This window comes from Halomonas sp. NYA30 (genome assembly GCF_976980765.1).
Genome location: NZ_OZ334477.1, coordinates 1,812,778 through 1,834,242, shown reverse-complemented (window position 1 = coordinate 1,834,242; position 21,465 = coordinate 1,812,778). Strand labels below are relative to the sequence as shown.

Below are 21,465 nucleotides of genomic sequence, written 5' to 3'. Positions count from 1 at the left end.
CGCTTGCGGCCCTGTCAGAAATTTCCTTTGAACCAGCCTTTAATTCTAGCCAGCGCCGAATGGTCTTCCTTGATATCACGCCGGGAAAGCTCATTGCGACCCTTATGGGCAGCAACCACTCCCCCGTGGTTTTTTAGGCCTTGCCCATAACGCGTTTCCTGCAAGGCATAATGCAGCAGACCTACGCCCGTCGCATAAATTGGGTTACGAACGACGTCCGCCAAACCTCTTACATTCTGCGGACATGCGATGCGAACCGGCATATGAAAAATCTCTTCCGCCAATTCGCTAACCCCTTCCATGCGCGAGGTTCCACCGGTAAGTACAATCCCAGCAGCCACCATGTCTTCATAGCCACTTCGGCGCAATTCATCTCTTACTAGCGTAAATAGCTCTTCGTAGCGCGGCTCTACCACTTCAGCCAGTGCTTGGCGCGATAGATCACGCGCAGGTCGATCACCTACGCTAGGTACTTTAATCATTTCATCGCTTGACGCTAAGTGAGTTAGTGCGCAAGCGTATTTAACTTTAATCTCTTCAGCGTGTTGGGTTGGCGTTCGCAGGGCCATGGCAATATCGTTAGTCACTTGGTCACCAGCAATAGGTATAACCGCCGTGTGACGTATGGCGCCTTCACTGAAAATAGCCATATCAGTCGTGCCGCCGCCGATATCCACCATACAGACGCCCAGCTCACGCTCATCCTCTGTCAGCACTGCCATGCTTGAGGCTAGCTGCTCCAGAATAATAGCATCTACCTCTAGCCCGCAGCGACGTACGCATTTCTCTATATTCTGCACTGCGTTTAAGGCGGCCGTCACTAAATGCACTTGAGCTTCCAAGCGCACCCCGGACATGCCTAGCGGCTCGCGAATCCCCCCCTGAGCATCAATCGAAAACTCTTGGGGCAATACATGCAATACCCGCTGGCCTTCAGAAATAGCGCGCGCCCGAGCAGAATCAATAACGCGCTCAATATCAGAAGGTGTCACTTCACGCTCTTTAATAGCAACAACACCGTCAGAGTTCATTGAACTGATATGACTACCGGCCACGCCAACATATACTGAATGGATATCACAGCCAGCCATCAACTCGGCTTCTTCAACTGCGCGCTGGATAGACTGCACCGTTGATTCAATATTGATCACAACACCACGCTTCATACCACGCGAAGGGTGCGAACCAATACCGGCAATTTCAATTCCGCCGTCATCGGTGGGTTGACCGACTATCGCGACGACCTTGGACGTTCCAATGTCCAGCCCGACCACCATATTGGATGCGTTGGGTGAGCCTGCCATGAGTCGGGAAATCTCCTTGCGTGATTGTTAAAAAATAAATATTAATTGGGTGCCGCTTAATCCAACGCTTAACATTGAAAGCGTGCTATCCAAAATAAACAGTGGTTTTTTTCTGACACTCACTAATTACAAATAGCTGAAATTAAAAACCACTTAACCAGCGTCTGGCCCATAGTATAGAAACAATAGTCGCAATACGACTAGCATCAACCCACAATAATAGGCATAGAAAGCAATTTAAAGCCGATTATTGGCTTTTTCAACGATGGCAACCACTCACTTTTACACCTTATTTGCATCAAGTAATAGAAGAGTTACTCATCTTGCACAGCAAATTCACTTTCTCCGTGCCAAGCGACAGCGACACCATTAGGGTAACGCAGATCTATATAGCGAATTTGCTCGCTTAGCGAATTCAACTCGCGTTGCCATGAAGCCGATAAACGTGCCAAACGGACTTCATGCTGCCGACGTCCTAACATCACCCAAGCGCCTTCATTTAATTGCAGCCGCCATGCGCCGCGTGGCTCTAAACGGAGTTGCGTAAGATCAAGCGATAACTGCTCAAAGTGACGCTTTAGACGATGATAATAGGTTAACACTTCTTCACTGCTACCGCCGGGACCGGCCAAATCAGGCAAACCTGAGGGCGGGTTTAAGGGGGCAAATGCGAAAGGCTCGCCTTCTGGGTTAAGTAAAAAATCATCATTCCAGCGTGCGACCGGCTGTTGTTCAATTAGTTCAAAGACTAACGCATTGGGCCACTCACGGGTAATACGCACTTCATTTAACCAGCCCACTTGCAAAGCGCGGTCGCGCAGCTCACCCAGATCCGCCGAAAGCCAGGTGGCATCGACCACCAAGGGCGCCAATTGGGTACGCAGATAGTCAGCGCTGACATATTCCCATTCACCGCGAATTGACACCCGCTCAATCGGGCGGTCTAGCCACAGCCAAAGCGCCCGGCCACCGGCGCCCATCAGCAAGGCTAATAGAATAACGCCCAACCAGGCATTACGCCTTTTCATAAGGCACCCTTCATAACAAACTCGTCATAGCGATAACTGCCTGCCAGCGGTATTCAAAATTTCCATCACTAGCTCGTCAAATGAGATACCCGCATGTGCCGCTGCCTGGGGAACCAAGCTATGGTCGGTCATCCCAGGCACGGTATTAACTTCCAGCAGCCAGAAACGCCCTTCGCTATCGCGCATGACATCCACTCGCCCCCAACCAACGCCGCCAATCGCGGCAAACGCCTGTTGGCATATATCCGCTAACGCCGCCTCCTGCTCCGTGGGCAGCCCACACGGCAAATGATATTGAGTGGTATTGGCGATATATTTCGCTTCGTAGTCGTAGAAACCGCCCGGCACTTCAACGCGAATCGCTGGCAATACCTGGCTACCCAGCAGCGCGACCGTGTACTCGTCGCCGACGATAAAGCGCTCTGCCATTACGCGTGCGTCGAACTGCGCCGCCTCGTGATACGCAGCCTCAAGCGCCGCCTGACTTTTGACAATGCTAATACCTAGCGTTGAGCCTTCATGCACGGGCTTCACAATCAGCGGCAAGCCAAGCCGGGCGACCACGGCTGACCAATCCGAACCGGCATCCAGCATGATGCTCTCTGGTGTCGGCAAGCCAACCGCACTCCATACCTGCTTGGTGCGCTGCTTATCCATGCCCAGCGCTGAAGCGAGCACTCCGCTACCGGTGTAAGGGATATTGAGTAACTCCAACGCCCCCTGCAGCGTGCCGTCTTCACCGCCGCGCCCATGCAAGGCAACGAAGACCACTGAAGGAGCCAGCTGCTCTAATCCCACCAGGCCGTTGTCGCGGGGGTCATAACCACAGGCATCGATGCCCTTACGCTGAAGGGCCTCAAGTACTGCCGCCCCGCTTTTAAGCGATACCTCGCGTTCAGCAGACGTACCGCCGTAAACGACAACGACTTTTCCGTGCGACTCAGGGTTTGTTACGTCAACGCTCACAGATCTACCTCGTTCATCGCTAGCTGTGCCTGTGCCAGACGCAGGGAAATCCCCCCCACATCACCAGCACCCTGGGTAATTAAAATATCGCCTGGCCGTAACACATTGGCTAACAGCACCGGTAACTCGTGCTTATGCTCGACAAAGAGTGGGTCGACTTCTCCACGCTGGCGAATCGACCCGGCCAGGGTTCTCCCCTCGGCACCAGGAATAATAGCTTCACCGGCGCTGTAAACATCGAGCAGCACCAACGTATCGACTTGGGAAAGTACGCGTACAAAGTCTTCATACAAATCGCGGGTACGGCTATAGCGATGGGGTTGGTAAAGCATCACCAGGCGGCGCTCGGGCCACCCAGCGCGAACGGCCTGAATAACCATGTCGACTTCACGCGGATGGTGACCGTAGTCATCCACCAGCATGATGTCGCCGCCGCCTTTAGGTGCAGGGAAATGCCCATGCACCTGAAACCGACGACCCACGCCTGCAAAGCTCGCCAACCCACTCAAAATTGCACTATCGCTGACGCCTGCATCAGTAGCCACAACAATCGCCGCCATGGCGTTGAGAGCATTGTGCCGCCCAGGCATGGCCAAGCGTACCGCTAGCGGCTCAGCGCCACCTGGGCGTAACGCAGTAAACGAAACTTCTCCTTCGCGCTGGGCAAAATCGACAATGCGATAGTCAGCATCGCTATCAAACCCATAGGTCACAAATTGCCGCTTCACCTGATCGCACAGCACACGGACATGCGGGTCATCGATACACAGCACCGCCAGGCCATAAAACGGTAGATTATGCAGAAATTCGATAAAGGTACTTTTCAGCCGCTCAAAATCACCGCCATAGGTCGCCATATGGTCAGCATCGATATTGGTAACGATGGATACCATTGGCTGCAGGTGCAGAAATGAGGCATCGGACTCATCGGCTTCGGCAACAAGGTAGTCGCCCTCGCCCAGGCGAGCATTAGTACCGGCGCTGGTCAGCTTGCCGCCGATCACAAAGGTCGGGTCTAACCCCCCCTCTGCCAGCAGGGTCGCCGTCAAACTGGTCGTGGTGGTTTTGCCATGGGTACCCGCTACGGCAATACCGTGACGGAAGCGCATCAGCTCGGCGAGCATCTCAGCCCGGCGCACGACCGGTACACGATGCTCGTGGGCCCAGCGAATTTCAGGGTTGGTTTCATCGATTGCGCTAGACACCACCACCACGTCAGCGCTTTCTACGTTTGCTTCAGCATGACCAATCGCCACGCATACACCGCATTGGCGCAGTCGCTCGACGACTGAAGAGTTTTTCATATCACTACCGCTGACGATGTAGCCCTGGTTGGTTAGCACCTCTGCGATACCGCACATACCAGCGCCACCTATACCCACAAAATGAATGCGTCGAATGCGACGCATGCCTGGGCCAGCGGGAGTGCCACGTGAGGGTGTCGTGGGTTTGTCTTTATCGATCACGCAGAATCTCCTAGCTTTATCATCGCCAAACACCCTTCAGCCAAGCGCTGAGTCGCATCCAAATGCGCGGCCTGACGGGCGTTCGCCGCCATCGCAGCCAGGGTATTGGGGACGAGCAATTCATTTAAAAAGTCGCTTAAACGCTCAACCGTCAGCTCAGACTGTACAACGCACTTGGCGGCCCCCGCCTTAACTAACACCTGCGCGTTGATACGCTGATGGTCATCGACCGCAAAGGGAAAAGGCACCAGCAATGCAGGCTTGGCGGCGGCGGCCAGCTCGGCCACGGTGAGCGCACCAGAGCGGCATACCACTAAATCGGCCCACTCATAAGCAGCAGCCATATCATCAATAAAGGGACAAACCTCAGCGTTTACGCCGTGCTGCTGATAATTTTCGGCAGTAGCAACATCACGATCTTTACCCGCCTGATGGCGGACCTCGGGTCGTTGCTCAACTGGCAGTGCAGCAAGCGCTGTCGCCAAGCGTTCGTTTAGTGCAACTGCGCCAAGCGAGCCTCCAACCACTAGCAGACGCAGTGGCCGTGCAGAGAGCGTGCCAGCATTTCGTGGCGTGCTACCCAAGGCAGCGATATCGTCACGCACGGGATTTCCAATCACTTCGGCGCGCGAGCCAAAGGCTTCTGGGAAGGCGGCGTAGGTACGCTTAGCCAGTCGCGATAAAACGCGATTTGTCAGCCCTGCCACAGCGTTCTGTTCATGGATAACCAGGGGGATGCGAGTCAACCAAGCCGCCAACCCGCCGGGGCCACTGGCAAAGCCACCCAGGCCAACCACGACATGCGGCTTGAACTCTCGAATCACCGTCCGCGCTACTAAGACTGCACGGGTGAGATTCACCGGCGCCTTTAGCCAGCCGGTTATGCCGTTACCGCGCAGCCCGCTGATGGCAATAGTATGCAATCTAATACCCGCCTCAGGCACCAGACGGTTCTCAATCCCCCTGGGGCTGCCCAGCCACTCAACATCCACCTGCTGCTTCTGCAGTGCGTTGGCGAGGGAAAGCGCCGGGAACACATGGCCGCCGGTGCCACCTGCCATTATCAGCACTCGTCGCCTAACATTAGTCATCACATCAAACTCCTGATAGCACCAAGCGGCATAACGTTACGATAAACGCGGTTCATGGCGCGATTTATACGGGGTGGACGCACGTCGGGGGCGGTGACGCGTTTCGGCATCCGTGCGCAGCAGCAGCCCCACCATCACGCCAGTCACCAATAGACTTGAACCGCCATAGCTCATTAGCGGCAATGTTAAACCCTTGGTTGGCAACAGCCCGGAACTTACCGCCATATTAATAAACGCCTGCGCAGCCACAATAAACCCGATGCCGTAACTTACATAAGCGCCAAAAAGATGCCCGGCCATCTCCGCTTTGCGCCCTACCCACATAGCGCGCGCAATAAATAGCGTAAACAGCAGCACGACAATAATCGCGCCGATCATTCCGAGCTCCTCGGCGATCACCGCAAAGATAAAATCGGTATGCGCTTCCGGCAGGTAGTGTAGTTTTTGCACACTGTTGCCCAGGCCGGTGCCAGTCACGTGCCCTCGCCCGAAGGCAATCAGCGCCTGGGTTAATTGGTAACCTGTCGCAAATTGATCTGCCCAGGGGTCAAGAAAACTAGTCCAACGCGCCAGTCGATAGGGCTCTATCACCACCATCATAACCGCCCCTGAGCCAAGCAGCGCGCCACTGCCCACAAGCAGTACTAGCGATGCGCCACTCATCATCAGCATACCGATGACGCAAACGGTAAAGACCACCATGCCGCCAAAATCAGGCGCTAAGAAAAGCAGCCCAACAGGCACTGCCAGCACGGCAAGCGGGCGCCACATACTGAACGCCCGGCGACGCAGGTCATAAGTAAAACGCGACATGAACGCCGCCATATAAAAAATCAGCCCGATTTTGGCAAATTCAGAGACCTGCAAACTAGGCAACGGCCCCGGCAATGCTATCCAGCGCTTACTGCCGTTAATTTCCTGTCCAATAATCAGTACTAGAACCAACAGAAAGATAGAGGCAAGCAGAATAAGCGCAGCATTCTGGCGCCAGGCTTCCAGCGGCACACAGAGCATAAATACACATGCCATGATAGCGAGTACTAGGAAAACGCCGTGCTGGCGGGAGTAGTGGTAAGTATCTTCCAGTAAGCCAATTGATGCCGAACTCACCATTACCCAGCCCAAACCCGCTAAGGCTACTGCCGCCATCACCAGCCAGATATCACAGGGCAAATCCCGCGTGGAAAGAACAGTACGCAGACGCTGAAGTCGGCTCATGACGCTCCCCCAGTAGTGGACGTTGCCTGTTGGTGCACCCAGCGGCGAAATACCTCGCCGCGTTCTTGGTAATTAGCAAACTGATCCAGGCTTGCACAGGCAGGTGATAGCAGCACGCAGTCTCCAGGCTGAGCGATTTCAAACGCTGCTTGCATGGCCTGAGTTAGATCGTCTACCTGCTGAGTCGTTACGTGACCATCCAACGCCTCCGCCAATCGCGGAGCATCCAACCCAAACAGCAGCACATGACGCGCGCACTTCTTCAAAGGCTCGGCCAACGGGGTAAAGTCTGCACCCTTGCCAACCCCACCGGCCAATAAAATCAAACGTCCTTCCAACGTAACGCCAATGCCATTGATGGCCGCCAGAGTAGCGCCCACATTGGTGCCCTTGGTGTCGTTAACCCAGGTGACATCGTTGATACGCGCTATCATTTCGCTGCGATGTGCCAGCCCTTTAAAGTCACGCAGTGCGCGACACATGGGCGCCGCTGCAAACCCTAATGCCTGCCCCATCGCCAGCGCAGCCAGTGCATTAAGGTAATTGTGCTGCCCAGTCATGCGTAACTTGTCAATGCTCAACCAGGGCGTGTCACCCTGCATCAGCATTAACTCACCTTGATCACGCGCCAGCCCCCACTGGCCCTCCACCGGAGCGTCATGGGAAAAGTAGGCCACTTGGTCAACGGGATAGTTAGGCCATGTCAGAGGGTCATCCCCATTCACCACCGCGTGCTGGGCGCCGATAAAGATACGCTGTTTTGCAGCTCGATAACCGTGCATATCACCGTGACGATCAAGGTGGTCTTCGGACAGGTTCAGGAACGCGGCACAGCTCGCCCCCAGACAAGGAGTCGTCTCCAGCTGAAAGCTCGAGAGTTCAAGGATATAGAGCGCGGCATCCGGGTGGCTGGCCAACAAGTCCAGCGCGGGGGTGCCCAAATTACCGCCCACTGCCGCATTCACGCCTGCCGCCGCTGCCATTTCACCGAGCAGTGTGGTCACCGTCGACTTCGCATTAGAACCGGTGATAGCAGCAATGGGCGCCTTCGCGGCACGCACGAACAGGGCCATCTCACCCACCACCATCGGCTCCCCAGTGCGAGGATTTAGCTGATCCGCCAGCTCTTTTAAGCCCGGCATTCTTGGGTCAAGCCCAGGGCTTACCACCACCTCTTCCACATCGCGCAGGTCCAGCTCAGTAAGCGAGCCGCAGTGAATTTCCACCCCCGGATGCGCGGCGCGAAAATCATCAAGCCCCGGCGGTTCGGCCCGCGTGTCCGCTACCATGTAAGGTACATCTAAGCGACTTAAATGACGGCAGATCGCCCGACCGGAAAGCCCCAGCCCGACAACCAGCGTTACTCCCTTAGCTACTTGAACCATTACAAGCTCCCTCTCGCATCATGCCAACGATCAGTCGACGCACTCATGGTCAGATGCATTAACGAACTTTGAGCGTTGCGAGGCCAAGCAGCACTAGCACCACGGTAATAATCCAAAAGCGGACAATGACCCGCGGCTCAGGCCAGCCTTTCAATTCATAGTGATGATGCAAAGGCGCCATTCGGAAGATACGACGCCCGGTGAGCTTGTAGGATCCCACCTGAAGGATGACCGACACCGTTTCCATGACAAAAACACCGCCCATGATAAACAGCACAATCTCCTGGCGCACGATCACGGCCACCACACCCAGCGCAGCCCCTAACGCCAAGGCACCTACGTCGCCCATAAAGACCTGGGCGGGATAAGTGTTAAACCATAAAAACCCCAGCCCAGCGCCAGCAATCGTTGCGCAGAACACGGCTAATTCACCGGTTCCGGCAATAAACGGAATATGCAGATATTCGGCGAAAACGGTGTTGCCACTGGCATAAGCGAATACCGACAAGCCCATGGCCACGAGCACCGTCGGCATAATAGCTAGGCCATCTAAGCCATCAGTTAGATTGACGGCGTTGGAGCTCCCTACAATCACGAAATAGGTAAGCACGATATAGAAGACACCGAGCGGCAGCGCCACCTCTTTGAACAGCGGCACCAGCAGGCTGGTCTCGACCGGCGTGGAGGCGGTTAAATAGAGCAACAGCGCCGCCCCCAAACCCACCACCGACTGCCAGAAATACTTCCAGCGAGCGGGTAAACCGCGTGGATTTTTTTCCACTACTTTGCGGTAATCATCGACCCAACCGATGGCGCCGAAGCCGAGCGTGACGCCTAGCACCACCCAGATATAAAGGTTGGTTAAGTCACCCCATAACAAGGTGCTGATGGCAATGGCCAGCAAAATCATTGCCCCACCCATGGTGGGGGTGCCCGCTTTTGAGAGGTGGGACTGCGGCCCATCGTCACGCACGGATTGCCCGATCTGCCCTTCCACCAGGCGCCGAATCATCCATGGCCCCAGCCATAAGCAGAGCATTAACGACGTGAGAGCGCCTAAAATTACGCGAAGGGTTAAATAGTTAACGACCTGAAAATCAGATTGGTACTGCGACAGAAAATTCGCCAAGTGAAGTAACATGAACGGCGTTTACCTTATTTATCCGAACGCAGTGCATTGACGACATGTTCCATGCCCGCACTGCGCGACCCTTTCACCAGCAACGTGGTGTCAGGCGGCAAAGTATGAGTGACATAACGCGTTAGCGTCTCGTGATCGTTAAAGTGCAGCCCACGACCAAAGGCTTCGCTGGCGGGACGTGCGGCCTCGCCCAGCGTTAACAGCTCATCAATACCAAGCTCGGCGGCGTAGTGGCCGATATCGGCGTGCAGCGCAGCCGATGCTTCCCCCAGTTCGCCCATCGCCCCTAACGCACACCAGCGTGGTGGAGGAAAGCTGGCCAAGGTATCCAGGGCCACTTTGACCGCTCCAGGATTGGCATTATAAGTGTCATCCAGCACAGTGACACCCTGCAATCCGGATACCACGACCAACCTACCGGCAAGCGCTTGCAGCGATTCCAGGCGTGATATCACTTGCTCTTCCGGCACGCCTAGCATTAATGCCGCAGCTGCAGCGGCCAACGCATTACTGACATTGTGCTTGCCCAGTAAAGGCAAACGCACTTGGCCCAGCGCTCGACCATGCTGCAATAGCGTGAAAGCATACCGCCCTTGCGAATCACAGGAAAGCGCTGCGGCGCTCACATCCGCCTCGGGGTGAAAACCAAAGCTCACCACCCGCCGCGGAGCCGCACGAGCAGCCCAAAACGTAAAATAGTGATCATCCCTATTCAGAACAGCAGTACCCTGCTCGCCCAGCCCGACCAGCAGCTCACTTTTCGCCTGGGCAATCTGCCCCATGCCACCGAACTCGCCCACATGGGCACCGGTGACATTGGTAATAATCGCCACATCGGGCTTGGACAGCGGGGCTGTCCAGGCGATTTCACCTAAATGATTAGCGCCCAGCTCAATCACCGCGGCTTGATGATGCGGCCGCAATTGTAATAAGGTCAGCGGCGCGCCAAAGTCGTTATTCAGATTACCTTGAGTGGCTAATACGTCGCCTAAAGGCGCTAGCAGAGCAGCACACATCTCTTTGACGGTCGTCTTACCGCTATTGCCGGTGACGGCTACCACGGGACCATGCCATGCGCGCCGGTGCGCACCGGCAATCAGCCCCAGGGCCAAACGTGTATCCGGACATACCAGCTGGGGTAAGTCGACAGCAACGGGCGCCTCTACCAATGCCGCTACGGCACCGAGCTCGTGGGCAAGCGCAACAAAATCATGACCGTCAAAGCGGGGGCCTTTAAGGGCAACAAACAGGCAGCCAGGCTCGATCTTGCGGCTATCGGTTACGACTGAACTGACTAGCAGCTGCGCCCTATCAACAAGCGTCTCAATACCCAGCACTGAGGCGAGCTGGCCAAGTGTCCACTGCATTAGTCGCTTCTCCGCCCAGCGAAGGCACGCTGGATCTCTTCGCTATCGGCATAGGCATGGCGAACCCCTTGGATATCCTGATACGCCTCATGGCCTTTTCCGGCGATAAGCACGACATCCTGAACAGCCGCCTGCTGAATAGCGGTGGCCACAGCCTCGCGACGATCCCCGATTTCAATAGGGTTCGCGGTGTCAGAGAACCCAGACAAAATCTGTTGGCGGATTTGCTCAGCGGGCTCGTGCCTAGGATTATCATCGGTAACGACAATGTGGTCTGCCAGCGCCTCGGCAGCTTTAGCCATTTCGGCTCGCTTACCCGTATCGCGCTCTCCCCCGCAGCCGAATACACACCACAATTTGCCAGCATCACCCAGATGGGCACGCAGCGCTTGTAACGCGCTATGAAGCGCATCCGGCGTGTGCGCATAATCCACCACCACGGTAGGCGTGCCGTCACCACCATAGCGCTCCATCCTGCCCGGCACCGGCGTCAGCGAAGACGCGGCTGAGAAGAGATCGTCGAGTGATTCGCCTAATCCGTACAACACAGCCATCGCTAACAGCACGTTATCTAAATTAAAACGCCCCATTAAACCTAAGCTAAGCATTTTCTCGCCATCGGGAGTCGCAATCATTGCCTGCTGCCCCTGCTCAGATGCCTGCCAGTCCAGCACGCGCAAGGTAACGGCTTCATCTTTACCCGTCGCCAGTACCCGTACATTACTGTTGCAACCTGCCAGCATTAAGCGTGCCAAGGGGTCATCGCCATTGACTACCGCTAGACGGAGCTCCGAGCGCCGAAAAAGCTTCGCTTTGGATGCTGCATAGGCGGCCATGCTGCCATGATAATCCAAATGGTCGCGCGTCAGATTGGTAAACACGCCTACGCTTACGTTTACCGTTTCTAAGCGGTACTGATCCAGCGCATGGGAAGAGGCCTCAAGCGCAACACGCCGCACACCCTGACTGGCAAGCTCACCCAGTGTCGCCTGCAGCGCTAAGGCGCCAGGCGTGGTTAAGCCGCTATCGCGCAACTCACCGGGACGCCCTACACCCAACGTACCAATCAGTCCGGTGGGCGTTCCTAATATCTCGCTAAGTGCAGCGATATAATGAGTGACGGAGCTTTTACCGTTGGTACCGGTCACGCCAATCACTTCAAGATCATTAGGCACTTTAAACATGGCGCGCCCTAACTCACCCAAGCGCACCGAAAGATGCGGCAGTTTCAGCACGCGGCCTTCAAGCAGCACCTGACCGGGCTCGCCTTGCGCTAACACAAGCGCAGCACCCGCATTGAGCGCTTGCTCAATAAAATCGCGGCCATCACGCTGACTGCCCGGCACTGCCACAAAAACATCGCCCGTTTGTAGTTTGCGGGAATCCATTTCTATGCGTACTAGATCCGGCAGCTCAGGCAAATCGGCGGGCAGTGGTGAATTAGGCCATACGTGCGCAAGCGCCGACACCACATCGACTGAACTCAGCGTCATGCAAACTCCTTAGAAAAACTACTCAGCATCGTGATCCGGCGGAACATCCAACAAGCGCAAAGCATTACCCGTTACGCTGGAAAAAACCGGGGCGGCGACAGCACCACCATAAAATTCGCCAGCCTTGGGGTGATCAATCATGACTACAGTGACAATACGCGGATCAGAAATAGGCGCAATCCCCGCAAACACACTGCGATAAGCATCGGTGGTATAGCCTTGCTGTCCGGTCTTACGTACGGTGCCCGTTTTCCCTCCCACGCGATAACCTTCCACCCGGGCTCGCCGACCACCGGTATAAGCGGCTACCGAGGTTTCCAAGATATTGAGCAGATCATTCGCAACCGTGGGCGATATAGCAGGAATGCCCTGAGGGGGCTCAGAAAGGCGTAAAAGAGAGGGCTGCAAACGAACACCATCATTAGCTAACGCCGTGTAAGCACTCGCTAGCTGCACCGCGGAAACAGAGAGTCCATAACCATAAGAGAGCGCTGCTCGCTCACTGCGCGACCAGCGCACCGGTGCGGGCAAACTACCCGTTGACTCACCAGGAAAACCTGTACCGGGCGCTTGCCCTAATCCTAACTGGTTATATTTTTCCCAAATAGCGGTATCGCTCAGTTGCAACGCTAAACGTGACATACCGATATTCGATGATTTCTCCAGGATACCGGCCAGATCCAACTCACCATAGTTACGAAAATCGCGAATTGTAAATTGGTCCAGCCGCATCCAACCGGGCGATGTATCCACTATGACATCGCGGTCTACCACCCCGCTTTCCAAAATAGCTGCCATGGCCAGAGGCTTCATGACCGAACCAGGCTCAAATACATCCACCAGAGCTTGGTTACGCAACCCACGCGGATCGAGCCCTGCCCGGTTATTGGGGTTATAGGAGGGCAAGTTCGCCATAGCCAACACTTCCCCCGTGCGCGCATCCATCATTACCAGCACGCCACCATCAGCCTCATTCTCAGCAACCGCCGCACGCAGCTCACGGTACGCCATATACTGAATACGCTGATCAATAGCCAAGGTGAGCTTCCCCCCCGGCTGGGCTTCGTTAATCACGCCAAGCTCACGCACCAAACGCCCACGGCGATCTTTAATCACTCGCCGTTGCCCAGGGTGGCCTGCCAAATAGGGCTGATAGGAGAGCTCTAAACCTTCTTGCCCAATGTCATCAACGTTGGTGACACCCAATAATTGCGCCGCCACTTCGCCAGCAGGATAGTAACGCTTGTATTCACGCTGGGGATAAACACCGGGGGTCCGCAGATTAAGGATCTGCTGAGCAGCGGCGGGCGTCATTTGGCGGCGTAAATACATAAATTCACGCTCGCTAAAGCGTGCTACACGCGACTCAAAGTCATCCAGCGTCATCCCTAACGCCTGAGCTAGCATAACGCGCTGAATGGCATCCTCGGGCAACTCCTGGGGGTTCGCCCAAATGGTGACGACTGGCGTAGAGATAGCCAGTGGCTCACCATTACGATCGGTAATCATGCCGCGGTGGGCGGGAATCGCTTCATGGCGAAGGGTACGTGCATCCCCCTGGCTTTGCAGAAAGGGGCGGTCAATTACCTGAAGCAGCGTAATGCGGCCGATTAAAATAGCGGATGCTAGGCCAATCGCAAACAAGATAAACAGGAACCGACCACCACCCAAAGGGGGCGCAATTGGCGCTTGGCGGGAGGTACCTCCTCGACGCTCACCTCTCATGGCCTAATCACCTCAACATCATGGACATCGGGGATTCGCATGCCCAGGCGCTCAGTGGCAATTTGCTCAATGCGGGCTGGGGTTGACCATGCGCCCTCTTCAAGTAGCAGCTGCCCCCACTCTGTTTGCAGTTGGTTTTCTTCTTGCTCTAGCTGTTGCAGCTGAGCAAATTGCTCCCGCGTCATATGCGTAGTAATGACAACAGCTAACCCAGAGGCCATGCAGAGTAAAAATAACAGGCTAATAACCACTGGCCAGGCGCGCAGGCGTAGCTTGAAAGGCCATTCGGTGCGTAGCGTGGTTGCCCACTGCTCAATCCGATCCATGCTCATGATTACATCCGTGATTACATCCGTTTGCGTGCAGCCCGCATGACGGCACTTCGTGCGCGAGGATTAGCATCCACTTCTTCCTCACTTGGCCGCACGCCTTTGCCTAACGCCTCAAGACGCCGATTCAATTGATCGTCGCGAATAGGCACTCCACGCGGAAGGTCAGTGTCACCGCGCACATGATGACGGATAAAGCGCTTCACGCGGCGATCTTCCAGCGAGTGAAAACTGATAACCACTAAGTGACCGCCGGGGGCAAGCGCCTCAAGCGCCGCATCAAGCGCACTGTCTAATTGCTCAAGCTCGCCGTTGACGAATATACGCAGCCCTTGGAACGCTTTGGTGGCTGGGTGACGACCTTTTTCCCAGGCGGGGTGAGCAACTTTAAGTACTTCAGCCAAATCCACCGTATGGGTGAATGGCTTCTCGACTCGACGAGTGACCACTGCCCGGGCTAAACGCTTGGCATAACGCTCTTCACCGTAGGTTTTAAACACGTAGGCAATATCAGCTTCACTGGCACGCGCTAAGAATTCAGCAACGCTTTGACCCTGGGTAGGATCCATGCGCATATCCAGCGGGCCATCACGCATAAAACTAAAACCGCGTTCGGGATCATCAAGCTGAGGGGAGGAAACGCCTATATCAAGCAGCACCCCTGAAAGCTTCCCGAACACGCCTTGTTCACGGGCAAACTCGGCAAGCTGGGCAAATTCACGCTGAGTAATCTGGAAGCGCGAATCATCAATGTCAGCCGCTGCGGCAATGGCTTGAGGATCGCGATCCATGGCGAGCAGCTGACCTTGCTCGCTCAGACGGTCAAGAATTACCCGTGAGTGACCGCCTCTCCCGAAAGTACCGTCTAAATAGATGCCCTGATCGTCATGCACCAGGGCATCAATAGCACCTTCCAGTAGTACGCTGGTATGGCGAAAGCGGGAAGCAACCTGTTCAGCGTCAGGAGAAGGCATTTTTTTCTCACACAAGATGTTAGAGACAACGTAATAAAGAGCGTGCATGCACGCCCTGATGTGGAAATGGGGGAGTCGGCCGATAAGCCGGGTTCTGTCGTGGACAGCCATTCCTCTAGGCGCTGCGTTACCACAGCGCTCAAGCAACCTACCCGGACCCAGCGCGGGCCACGCCATTGGGTCCCTATTTGGTCTTGCTCCGAGTGGGGTTTACCATGCCACGCACTGTTACCAGGCGCGCGGTGCGCTCTTACCGCACCCTTTCACCCTTACCGGCCCCAGCGGTTTATTTCAGGGGCTTAGGCGGTCTACTCTCTGCTGCACTTTCCGTCGGCTCACACCGCCCAGGCGTTACCTGGCACTCTGCCCTATGGAGCCCGGACTTTCCTCCCCCAACACCTTTTAAGGGGTATTAGCGGCGACTGTCTGGCCAACTCCGGCGGCAAGCATACCAGCGCCCTCGACTTGCCTCAATGCTCGCCTTTAATTGCTTGCAAACGAGCATACCAAACTTGCTTGCGGCCACCGAGCATTCGCGCGGCAATCGCAGCGCCCTGCTTAACGCCCACGCCCTCTGCCAGCAGTGCCTCTAGCAAGGCCTCCGCTGATATATTCTGATATTCACTCTGCTCAACCGGCGGAGCGCCAGCCACAATAATGACGAATTCGCCGCGAGCTTGATTAGGGTCTGCCGCCAACTGCTCAAGCAAACTCTCAGGCGTTCCGTGCAAAAATGTCTCAAACGTTTTGGTTAGCTCACGCGCTAATACCACATCCCGCCCGGCCATTTGCTCCTGCAGCGCCTCAAGGGTGTGCACAATACGGTGAGGCGACTCGTAAAACACCAACGTCTCTTCACGAGTTTTCCAGCCTTCTAGTGCTTGACGTCGAGCACCTGGCTTAGCGGGCAAAAAACCAGCAAATACGAATCGGTCGGTGGGCAGCCCGGCTCCTGACAGCGCGGTGATCAGCGCACAGGGGCCAGGAATCGGCACGATATGGCGGTTTCGCGTCCGCAGCTCACGAACCAACACAAAACCTGGATCGCTAATCAACGGTGTTCCTGCATCGCTGATTAAGGCAATATCTTCTCCTGCGGCGAGATAGCTATCCAAGGTATCCACACGACGCGCTTCATTGTGTTCGTGTAAGGAGACCATCGGCTTATTCAAGCCTAAGTGCGCCAACAGGCGGCCGCTATGGCGGGTATCTTCAGCTGCAACCCGCGCGACTTGCCCTAATACCCGAGCGGCACGTGCGGTTAAGTCGTCCAAATTCCCAATTGGCGTGGCAACCACGTACAATGTACCCGGATTATGGTCTGGCATTGTTGACTCTCAATTCGTTGATGGCTTGCTCTATCGGTGCGCTATGCTTGTGCCGTAGCCTCGGCAAACGCTGGCAAGCAGCGACAGCGCAAATGGAAACTTAAGGAAGGATACATGAAACAGTCATTACGTGGCTTACTCGCCGCTACCCTTGTGGCATTTCTCGTTGCTGGCTGTGCGATGCAGTCGCCAAGCGTGGTAGACCGCGTGCCTGTTGAAGACCCAGGTCAATTACTCAACCAAGCGGAACAGCAGGCACCCGAACAAGCAGCTAAAACGCGCCTGGAAGCAGCCAACATTCTGGCGAGGCAGGGTGAGCGCGACAGAGCCTTTGAAACCGCCGACGGAATCGATGAAAGCCTGCTATCAGAGCCTGACCGTGTGCGCTGGGCGTTGCTATTTTCCGAACTTGCCCGCGCACTGGACGAACCACGCGCCGTGTTACGCGCCACACAAGTACTCGACGACGAACTGCCAATGCAGGCTAGCCAGCAAGAGCGGCTTGCAGAGCGTCAGCGCTGGGCTCGTGAAGCGCTTGGCCAACCTGGCGCGGTAACGGTCGCGCTGCCTGAGCTTGAAGGTCAGGCAATACGCCGTATCGTGGTGGCACTACCCGAATCCGGCCCGCTTAGTAGCGTCGCTAACACCATCGCCACCGCCATGCGTCAGCACCATGATGTAAAAGGGGGTAATACCGAACTCAGCTTTCTCGACGCGTCGAGCTACTCACTTGATGAGCTCTATGACCGCGCCCAGCAAATGAATGCGCAGCTAATGATTGGCCCATTAGATAAAAGCCAAGTCACCCAGCTAGAGCAACGCGATAGTGTTCCCCTTCCTACGCTGGCGCTTAACTATGGCAGTGGCGATAACAACCAAGCACAGCGGCTATTCCAGTACGGCCTCTCCGCTGAAGATGAAGCACGCCAAGCGGCTCGCCGTGCGTGGCAGGATGGCCACCGCCAAATGTCCATGATGGTGCCTGATAACGACTGGGGGCGCCGCGTAGGTGAAGCCTTTTGGAATGAGTGGCATAGCCAAGGCGGTGAAGTTGCCAACGCCGTACGCTATAACCCTGATAGCTCAGTCTCTAATGCGGTACAAACCGCTCTCAATGTCAGCGGCGAACGCGCCCGCCTAAGCAATATTGACGCACTTTTCCTACTCGCGTTACCGGAATATGCGCGCCAAGTGCCGCCCACCATGGACTATTATTACGCCCCTGATCTGCCAATTTATGCCACATCACATTTACATGAAGGCCGCCTGCAAACGCGCCTTGATCAAGATTTAAACGATGTCATGTTTATGGATATCCCCTGGCAAATTCCCGATGCTGCGGTTGGTGGTGAAGAAGCGCTTCCTTTTGCATCCACCTATCAGAGCCTACGCGATGAATCGGATGCGTCTATGTTCCGGCTAATGGCCATGGGTGTTGATGCTTACGAGCTGGCGCTTCGCTTCTCGAATCTTAACGAGCTCAACGGCTTGAACGGCAGTACCGGCATGCTTTACTTAAACGACGACGGCCGCATTTACCGTGAGCTGCCTTGGGCAAAATTCCAAAACGGTGTTCCATCGCCTATTTTGATCCCTAACCGTAACGTCAGTGACGAATAACGCCCATACCGCTCGTGCCCGCGGCGCAGCTATTGAGCAGATAGCTGCTCAATGGCTGCGCCAACAGGGACTCACCCTCGTCACACAGAATCATCACGTGAAAGGGGGTGAGCTTGACTTGGTAATGCGAGATGGCGATATTCTCGTCTTTGTCGAGGTCAAACACCGCACAACGACGCGCTACGGACATCCACTAGAAACGGTCACCTACCAAAAGCAGCAGCGATTGGTTCGTGCAGCCAGGTTATATATCGCTCGCGGTGGGCTTTCATCGCCATGCCGCTTTGATATCCTTGCGATTACTGGCAAGTCCCCCGATCTTGATTTTCACTGGGTGAAAGCTGCTTTTGATGCCTTTTGACTGTTTTTAAATTAACTGTCTTTAAAACGGTCTTTACACTTTAATTTAACCAGGAAGCCCTGATGGACTTTCAATCTCGGATACTCGGCCACTTTAACGCCAGCATCGACACTAAAACGTATGCCAGCGAAGTGCTTCCGCCCTTTATTGAAGTGGCAAGCCAAATGATGGTGCAGTGCCTTGTTAGCGAAGGAAAAATACTTAGCTGTGGCAATGGCGGCAGTGCAGGCGACAGCCAGCACTTCTCCTCTGAACTGCTCAACCGTTTCGAACGTGAACGGCCAAGCCTGCCTGCGTTAGCGCTCACCACCGACACATCCACGCTAACGTCTATCGCTAACGACTATAGCTATAATGAGGTATTTTCAAAACAGATCCGCGCACTGGGCCAACCGGGTGACGTGCTGCTGGCTATCTCAACTAGCGGCAATTCAGGCAATATTGTGCAAGCTATCCAGGCGGCGCATGATCGTGATATGACCGTTGTTGCCCTTACCGGTCGCGATGGCGGCGATATGGCCTCGCTGCTAGGCCAGGATGATTGTGAAATCCGCGTTCCTGCCACCTCGACGGCGCGCATCCAAGAGGTTCATCTTTTGGTAATTCACTGCCTATGCGATCTTATCGACGAACAACTGTTTGGCAGCGCTTAAACACCAGCAGTCCTTGTTTATAGCGTTAACATAAACGGACTTTGATTAATTTTTTAACAGCTAGCTAGCACCAAGGAGCCATACCGATGCCCCAGCACCTCTCCTCTCGCGGTTTTATCGCTGCTGCGCTTTGCGCGGTAATGTTTATCAGCGGCTGTGCCAATAACTCCGCTTCCAATCAGTCAAACTATGCCCAACGTAGCGACGACGTTGAAGCCATTGATGCCACCATAGAGCGTGAAGTTGACGACGCACTTGAGCGTGCCGATGCGCGACTAGGCGACGCCCGCATCCGCGCCCATGCCTATAACGGTGTGGTGCTATTGGTGGGACAAGTGCCTAGTGAAGAGTTACGCGCGATGGCAGGCGAAGTCACCAGCAGTTTACGTGGGGTCAATGAAGTTCATAACGAACTCACCATTGCCGCTCGCCTACCGGCCAGCCAGCGCCTGACGGACACATGGCTAACCACCAACGTCATCAGCCACCTGGCAACTAATGATCACATTGATTCCTCTAAACTAAAAGTGACTACAGAAAACGCCAGCGTTTACCTGATGGGCAGCGTGACGCGTGAAGAAGCCGACCGCATCGTCAATGCAGCCTCCGCAGTTGGCGGCGTACAGCGAATCGTCAAGGTGTTTGACTACATCGACTAATCTGTACGCCCTTTCATTTTCAGCTCGCATAAAAAAGCCTCGCTTGATAAAAGCGAGGCTTTTTAATACATACCACAGGTGTTATTTAACTAGCGTTATTTAACAACCCGCAGTGTTGGTTTTTTCTTAGTGCTAGAAGCTTTATCAGAGGTTTCGGCTGAAGTTTTGGGATCGCCATGTTCATCATGAACTGGCTCAGTGACCGAAAGCTCAGGCTTACCAGAGGCTTTCTCGTCGTCCTCAATATCCCCAAAAGATTCGGTGTCTTCACCCAGCTCAGGCTCATGGCCAAAAACCATTCCAGCGCCATTTTCCCGGGCATAAATAGCAATCAAAGCCGGCGTCGGAATCATCACCTGCATCGGCTGCCCACCAAAGCGGGCATTAAAGCCTATTGCCTGATTCTCCATAAAAAGATCGCGCACGGCAGTAGGTGCCACGTTCAAAACAATCTGGCCATTCTGGACAAACTGGCGAGGCACCTCGACGCCTGGCAAAGTAGCATCCACTACTAGATAAGGCGTTAGCTCATTATCCAGCAGCCACTCATAAAGCGCTCTGGCGAGATAGGGGCGACTCGATTTCATCTAGACTCCCTCCTCCTTACAAGTAAGGCTCCCTGCCTCTAAACAAGCGAACGGGAGCCGAATGAATTCAAGCGCGCATCTCTTTTTCACGCTCACTTAAAGATGCCTTAAACGCTTCACGCTCAAATACACGTGACATATATGCCAGCAACGGCTTAACCTGTTTTTCAGGCAGTTCAATATTGAGATCCGGCAAACGCCACAACACAGGCGCTAAACAGCAATCCACCAGCGTAAACTCTTCGCTCATGAAATACGGCATATCTTCAAAAATTGGCGATATACCAATTAAGCTTTCGCGTAACTCTTTACGCGCTTTATCCGCTTCTTTCTTTCCACCGCTGCGAATCTGATCAACCATTGGACACCACTCACGCTCAATGCGGTGCATCCATAGACGACTTTGCGCCCGAGCCACTGGGTAAACAGGCAACAACGGAGGATGCGGGAAACGCTCATCCAGATACTCCATCATGACTTTGGACTCATAAAGCACCAGGTCACGATCTAACAGTGTCGGTACACTGTTGTACGGATTGAGGTCTGCCAGCTCTTCTGGTGGTTTTTCGTCGAGAACATCGACGATATCAACGGCGACCCCCTTCTCGGCCAGCACAATGCGCACACGATGACTGAAATGATCATCACCACCTGAGTAAAAGATCATCGACGACCGCTTGGCCACAACACCCATGAAAGCATCCTCACTTCAAAACAATCTTGGATAATAACACGCCAGCACACCCTTAGGGGAAGCTAGCTTGCTTTGC

Annotated in this window: 20 protein-coding genes and 1 other RNA gene; 4 read left to right on the top strand and 17 right to left on the bottom strand. The window is 54.8% G+C overall.

What is annotated here, in order from left to right:
* Positions 1 to 14: 14 nt before the first annotated feature.
* The 15 genes from ftsA to rsmI form a co-directional block, all read right to left on the bottom strand.
* Entirely contained in the window at positions 15 to 1,304 is a 1,290-nt protein-coding gene (ftsA, locus tag ACWI0H_RS08355) for a cell division protein FtsA (protein WP_008958692.1), read from the bottom strand.
* Between the two features lie 314 nt (positions 1,305 to 1,618).
* Positions 1,619 to 2,332, bottom strand: coding sequence for a cell division protein FtsQ/DivIB (locus ACWI0H_RS08350; protein WP_008958691.1), 714 nt, complete (start codon positions 2,330 to 2,332; stop codon positions 1,619 to 1,621).
* Between the two features lie 24 nt (positions 2,333 to 2,356).
* The gene (locus ACWI0H_RS08345) at positions 2,357 to 3,298 is read right to left on the bottom strand and encodes a D-alanine--D-alanine ligase (RefSeq protein WP_485875876.1); all 942 of its coding nucleotides are present in this window, start codon (positions 3,296 to 3,298) and stop codon (positions 2,357 to 2,359) included.
* The gene (gene murC / locus ACWI0H_RS08340; RefSeq protein ID WP_179914899.1) at positions 3,295 to 4,707 is read right to left on the bottom strand and encodes a UDP-N-acetylmuramate--L-alanine ligase; all 1,413 of its coding nucleotides are present in this window, start codon (positions 4,705 to 4,707) and stop codon (positions 3,295 to 3,297) included. Before murC ends, ACWI0H_RS08345 begins: the two co-directional genes overlap by 4 nt.
* A gap of 53 nt (positions 4,708 to 4,760) precedes the next feature.
* Positions 4,761 to 5,855 carry an undecaprenyldiphospho-muramoylpentapeptide beta-N-acetylglucosaminyltransferase gene (gene murG / locus ACWI0H_RS08335; protein WP_472956707.1) on the bottom strand — a complete coding sequence of 365 codons (1,095 nt, stop codon included), beginning with the start codon at positions 5,853 to 5,855 and terminating at the stop codon, positions 4,761 to 4,763.
* A gap of 36 nt (positions 5,856 to 5,891) precedes the next feature.
* The gene (gene ftsW, locus ACWI0H_RS08330; protein WP_485875875.1) at positions 5,892 to 7,073 is read right to left on the bottom strand and encodes a putative lipid II flippase FtsW; all 1,182 of its coding nucleotides are present in this window, start codon (positions 7,071 to 7,073) and stop codon (positions 5,892 to 5,894) included.
* Complete coding sequence (murD, locus tag ACWI0H_RS08325; protein WP_485875874.1) at positions 7,070 to 8,458, bottom strand: UDP-N-acetylmuramoyl-L-alanine--D-glutamate ligase; 1,389 nt, start codon at positions 8,456 to 8,458, stop codon at positions 7,070 to 7,072. The genes ftsW and murD overlap by 4 nt, the downstream gene beginning before the upstream one ends.
* Positions 8,459 to 8,516: 58 nt before the next feature.
* Positions 8,517 to 9,599, bottom strand: coding sequence for a phospho-N-acetylmuramoyl-pentapeptide-transferase (gene mraY, locus ACWI0H_RS08320; protein WP_008958685.1), 1,083 nt, complete (start codon positions 9,597 to 9,599; stop codon positions 8,517 to 8,519).
* A gap of 14 nt (positions 9,600 to 9,613) precedes the next feature.
* Complete coding sequence (locus tag ACWI0H_RS08315; protein ID WP_485875873.1) at positions 9,614 to 10,966, bottom strand: UDP-N-acetylmuramoyl-tripeptide--D-alanyl-D-alanine ligase; 1,353 nt, start codon at positions 10,964 to 10,966, stop codon at positions 9,614 to 9,616.
* A complete protein-coding gene (locus ACWI0H_RS08310; protein WP_485875872.1) occupies positions 10,966 to 12,459 on the bottom strand; it encodes a UDP-N-acetylmuramoyl-L-alanyl-D-glutamate--2,6-diaminopimelate ligase in 1,494 nt (497 codons plus the stop codon). Before ACWI0H_RS08310 ends, ACWI0H_RS08315 begins: the two co-directional genes overlap by 1 nt.
* An 18-nt stretch (positions 12,460 to 12,477) precedes the next feature.
* Positions 12,478 to 14,184: a peptidoglycan D,D-transpeptidase FtsI family protein gene (locus tag ACWI0H_RS08305; protein ID WP_485875871.1), complete on the bottom strand. Its 1,707-nt coding sequence runs from the start codon at positions 14,182 to 14,184 to the stop codon at positions 12,478 to 12,480.
* Positions 14,181 to 14,516 carry a cell division protein FtsL gene (gene ftsL, locus ACWI0H_RS08300; protein WP_485875870.1) on the bottom strand — a complete coding sequence of 112 codons (336 nt, stop codon included), beginning with the start codon at positions 14,514 to 14,516 and terminating at the stop codon, positions 14,181 to 14,183. Before ftsL ends, ACWI0H_RS08305 begins: the two co-directional genes overlap by 4 nt.
* A gap of 14 nt (positions 14,517 to 14,530) precedes the next feature.
* Positions 14,531 to 15,487: a 16S rRNA (cytosine(1402)-N(4))-methyltransferase RsmH gene (rsmH, locus tag ACWI0H_RS08295; protein WP_485875869.1), complete on the bottom strand. Its 957-nt coding sequence runs from the start codon at positions 15,485 to 15,487 to the stop codon at positions 14,531 to 14,533.
* 67 nt (positions 15,488 to 15,554) lie between these two features.
* Positions 15,555 to 15,925: RNase P RNA component class A (gene rnpB, locus ACWI0H_RS08290), an RNA gene on the bottom strand.
* 32 nt (positions 15,926 to 15,957) lie between these two features.
* Entirely contained in the window at positions 15,958 to 16,815 is an 858-nt protein-coding gene (rsmI, locus tag ACWI0H_RS08285) for a 16S rRNA (cytidine(1402)-2'-O)-methyltransferase (RefSeq protein ID WP_485875868.1), read from the bottom strand.
* 114 nt (positions 16,816 to 16,929) lie between these two features.
* On the opposite strand from rsmI, the gene ACWI0H_RS08280 reads away from it, so the two are divergent.
* The 4 genes from ACWI0H_RS08280 (at position 16,930) to ACWI0H_RS08265 (ending at position 20,108) form a co-directional block, all read left to right on the top strand.
* A complete protein-coding gene (locus tag ACWI0H_RS08280; protein ID WP_485875867.1) occupies positions 16,930 to 18,435 on the top strand; it encodes a penicillin-binding protein activator in 1,506 nt (501 codons plus the stop codon).
* Positions 18,425 to 18,796, top strand: coding sequence for a YraN family protein (locus tag ACWI0H_RS08275; protein ID WP_485875866.1), 372 nt, complete (start codon positions 18,425 to 18,427; stop codon positions 18,794 to 18,796). The genes ACWI0H_RS08280 and ACWI0H_RS08275 overlap by 11 nt, the downstream gene beginning before the upstream one ends.
* A gap of 62 nt (positions 18,797 to 18,858) precedes the next feature.
* Positions 18,859 to 19,449: a phosphoheptose isomerase gene (locus tag ACWI0H_RS08270; protein WP_008958676.1), complete on the top strand. Its 591-nt coding sequence runs from the start codon at positions 18,859 to 18,861 to the stop codon at positions 19,447 to 19,449.
* A gap of 86 nt (positions 19,450 to 19,535) precedes the next feature.
* A complete protein-coding gene (locus ACWI0H_RS08265; RefSeq protein ID WP_336269319.1) occupies positions 19,536 to 20,108 on the top strand; it encodes a BON domain-containing protein in 573 nt (190 codons plus the stop codon).
* Between the two features lie 95 nt (positions 20,109 to 20,203).
* Here ACWI0H_RS08265 and ACWI0H_RS08260 read toward each other — a convergent pair whose 3' ends face one another.
* On the bottom strand, positions 20,204 to 20,695 hold the full coding sequence (locus ACWI0H_RS08260; RefSeq protein WP_472956235.1) for a ClpXP protease specificity-enhancing factor: 492 nt from the start codon (positions 20,693 to 20,695) through the stop codon (positions 20,204 to 20,206).
* 67 nt (positions 20,696 to 20,762) lie between these two features.
* Complete coding sequence (gene sspA, locus ACWI0H_RS08255) at positions 20,763 to 21,389, bottom strand: stringent starvation protein SspA (RefSeq protein ID WP_008958673.1); 627 nt, start codon at positions 21,387 to 21,389, stop codon at positions 20,763 to 20,765.
* Positions 21,390 to 21,465: the final 76 nt, after the last annotated feature.

Excerpts from the sequence above, each read along its gene's own strand:
- sspA (WP_008958673.1), bottom strand. The coding sequence starts at position 21,389 with ATGGGTGTTGTGGCCAAGCGGTCGTCGATGATCTTTTACTCAGGTGGT.
- murC (WP_179914899.1), bottom strand. The coding sequence starts at position 4,707 with ATGCGTCGCATTCGACGCATTCATTTTGTGGGTATAGGTGGCGCTGGT.
- ftsA (WP_008958692.1), bottom strand. The coding sequence starts at position 1,304 with ATGGCAGGCTCACCCAACGCATCCAATATGGTGGTCGGGCTGGACATT.
- ftsL (WP_485875870.1), bottom strand. The coding sequence starts at position 14,516 with ATGAGCATGGATCGGATTGAGCAGTGGGCAACCACGCTACGCACCGAA.
- ACWI0H_RS08310 (WP_485875872.1), bottom strand. The coding sequence starts at position 12,459 with ATGACGCTGAGTTCAGTCGATGTGGTGTCGGCGCTTGCGCACGTATGG.
- rsmI (WP_485875868.1), bottom strand. The coding sequence starts at position 16,815 with ATGCCAGACCATAATCCGGGTACATTGTACGTGGTTGCCACGCCAATT.
- murD (WP_485875874.1), bottom strand. The coding sequence starts at position 8,458 with ATGGTTCAAGTAGCTAAGGGAGTAACGCTGGTTGTCGGGCTGGGGCTT.
- ACWI0H_RS08315 (WP_485875873.1), bottom strand. The coding sequence starts at position 10,966 with ATGCAGTGGACACTTGGCCAGCTCGCCTCAGTGCTGGGTATTGAGACG.
- ftsW (WP_485875875.1), bottom strand. The coding sequence starts at position 7,073 with ATGAGCCGACTTCAGCGTCTGCGTACTGTTCTTTCCACGCGGGATTTG.
- ACWI0H_RS08270 (WP_008958676.1), top strand. The coding sequence starts at position 18,859 with ATGGACTTTCAATCTCGGATACTCGGCCACTTTAACGCCAGCATCGAC.
- murG (WP_472956707.1), bottom strand. The coding sequence starts at position 5,855 with ATGACTAATGTTAGGCGACGAGTGCTGATAATGGCAGGTGGCACCGGC.
- rsmH (WP_485875869.1), bottom strand. The coding sequence starts at position 15,487 with ATGCCTTCTCCTGACGCTGAACAGGTTGCTTCCCGCTTTCGCCATACC.
- ACWI0H_RS08260 (WP_472956235.1), bottom strand. The coding sequence starts at position 20,695 with ATGAAATCGAGTCGCCCCTATCTCGCCAGAGCGCTTTATGAGTGGCTG.
- ACWI0H_RS08305 (WP_485875871.1), bottom strand. The coding sequence starts at position 14,184 with ATGAGAGGTGAGCGTCGAGGAGGTACCTCCCGCCAAGCGCCAATTGCG.
- ACWI0H_RS08350 (WP_008958691.1), bottom strand. The coding sequence starts at position 2,332 with ATGAAAAGGCGTAATGCCTGGTTGGGCGTTATTCTATTAGCCTTGCTG.
- ACWI0H_RS08280 (WP_485875867.1), top strand. The coding sequence starts at position 16,930 with ATGAAACAGTCATTACGTGGCTTACTCGCCGCTACCCTTGTGGCATTT.
- ACWI0H_RS08265 (WP_336269319.1), top strand. The coding sequence starts at position 19,536 with ATGCCCCAGCACCTCTCCTCTCGCGGTTTTATCGCTGCTGCGCTTTGC.
- mraY (WP_008958685.1), bottom strand. The coding sequence starts at position 9,599 with ATGTTACTTCACTTGGCGAATTTTCTGTCGCAGTACCAATCTGATTTT.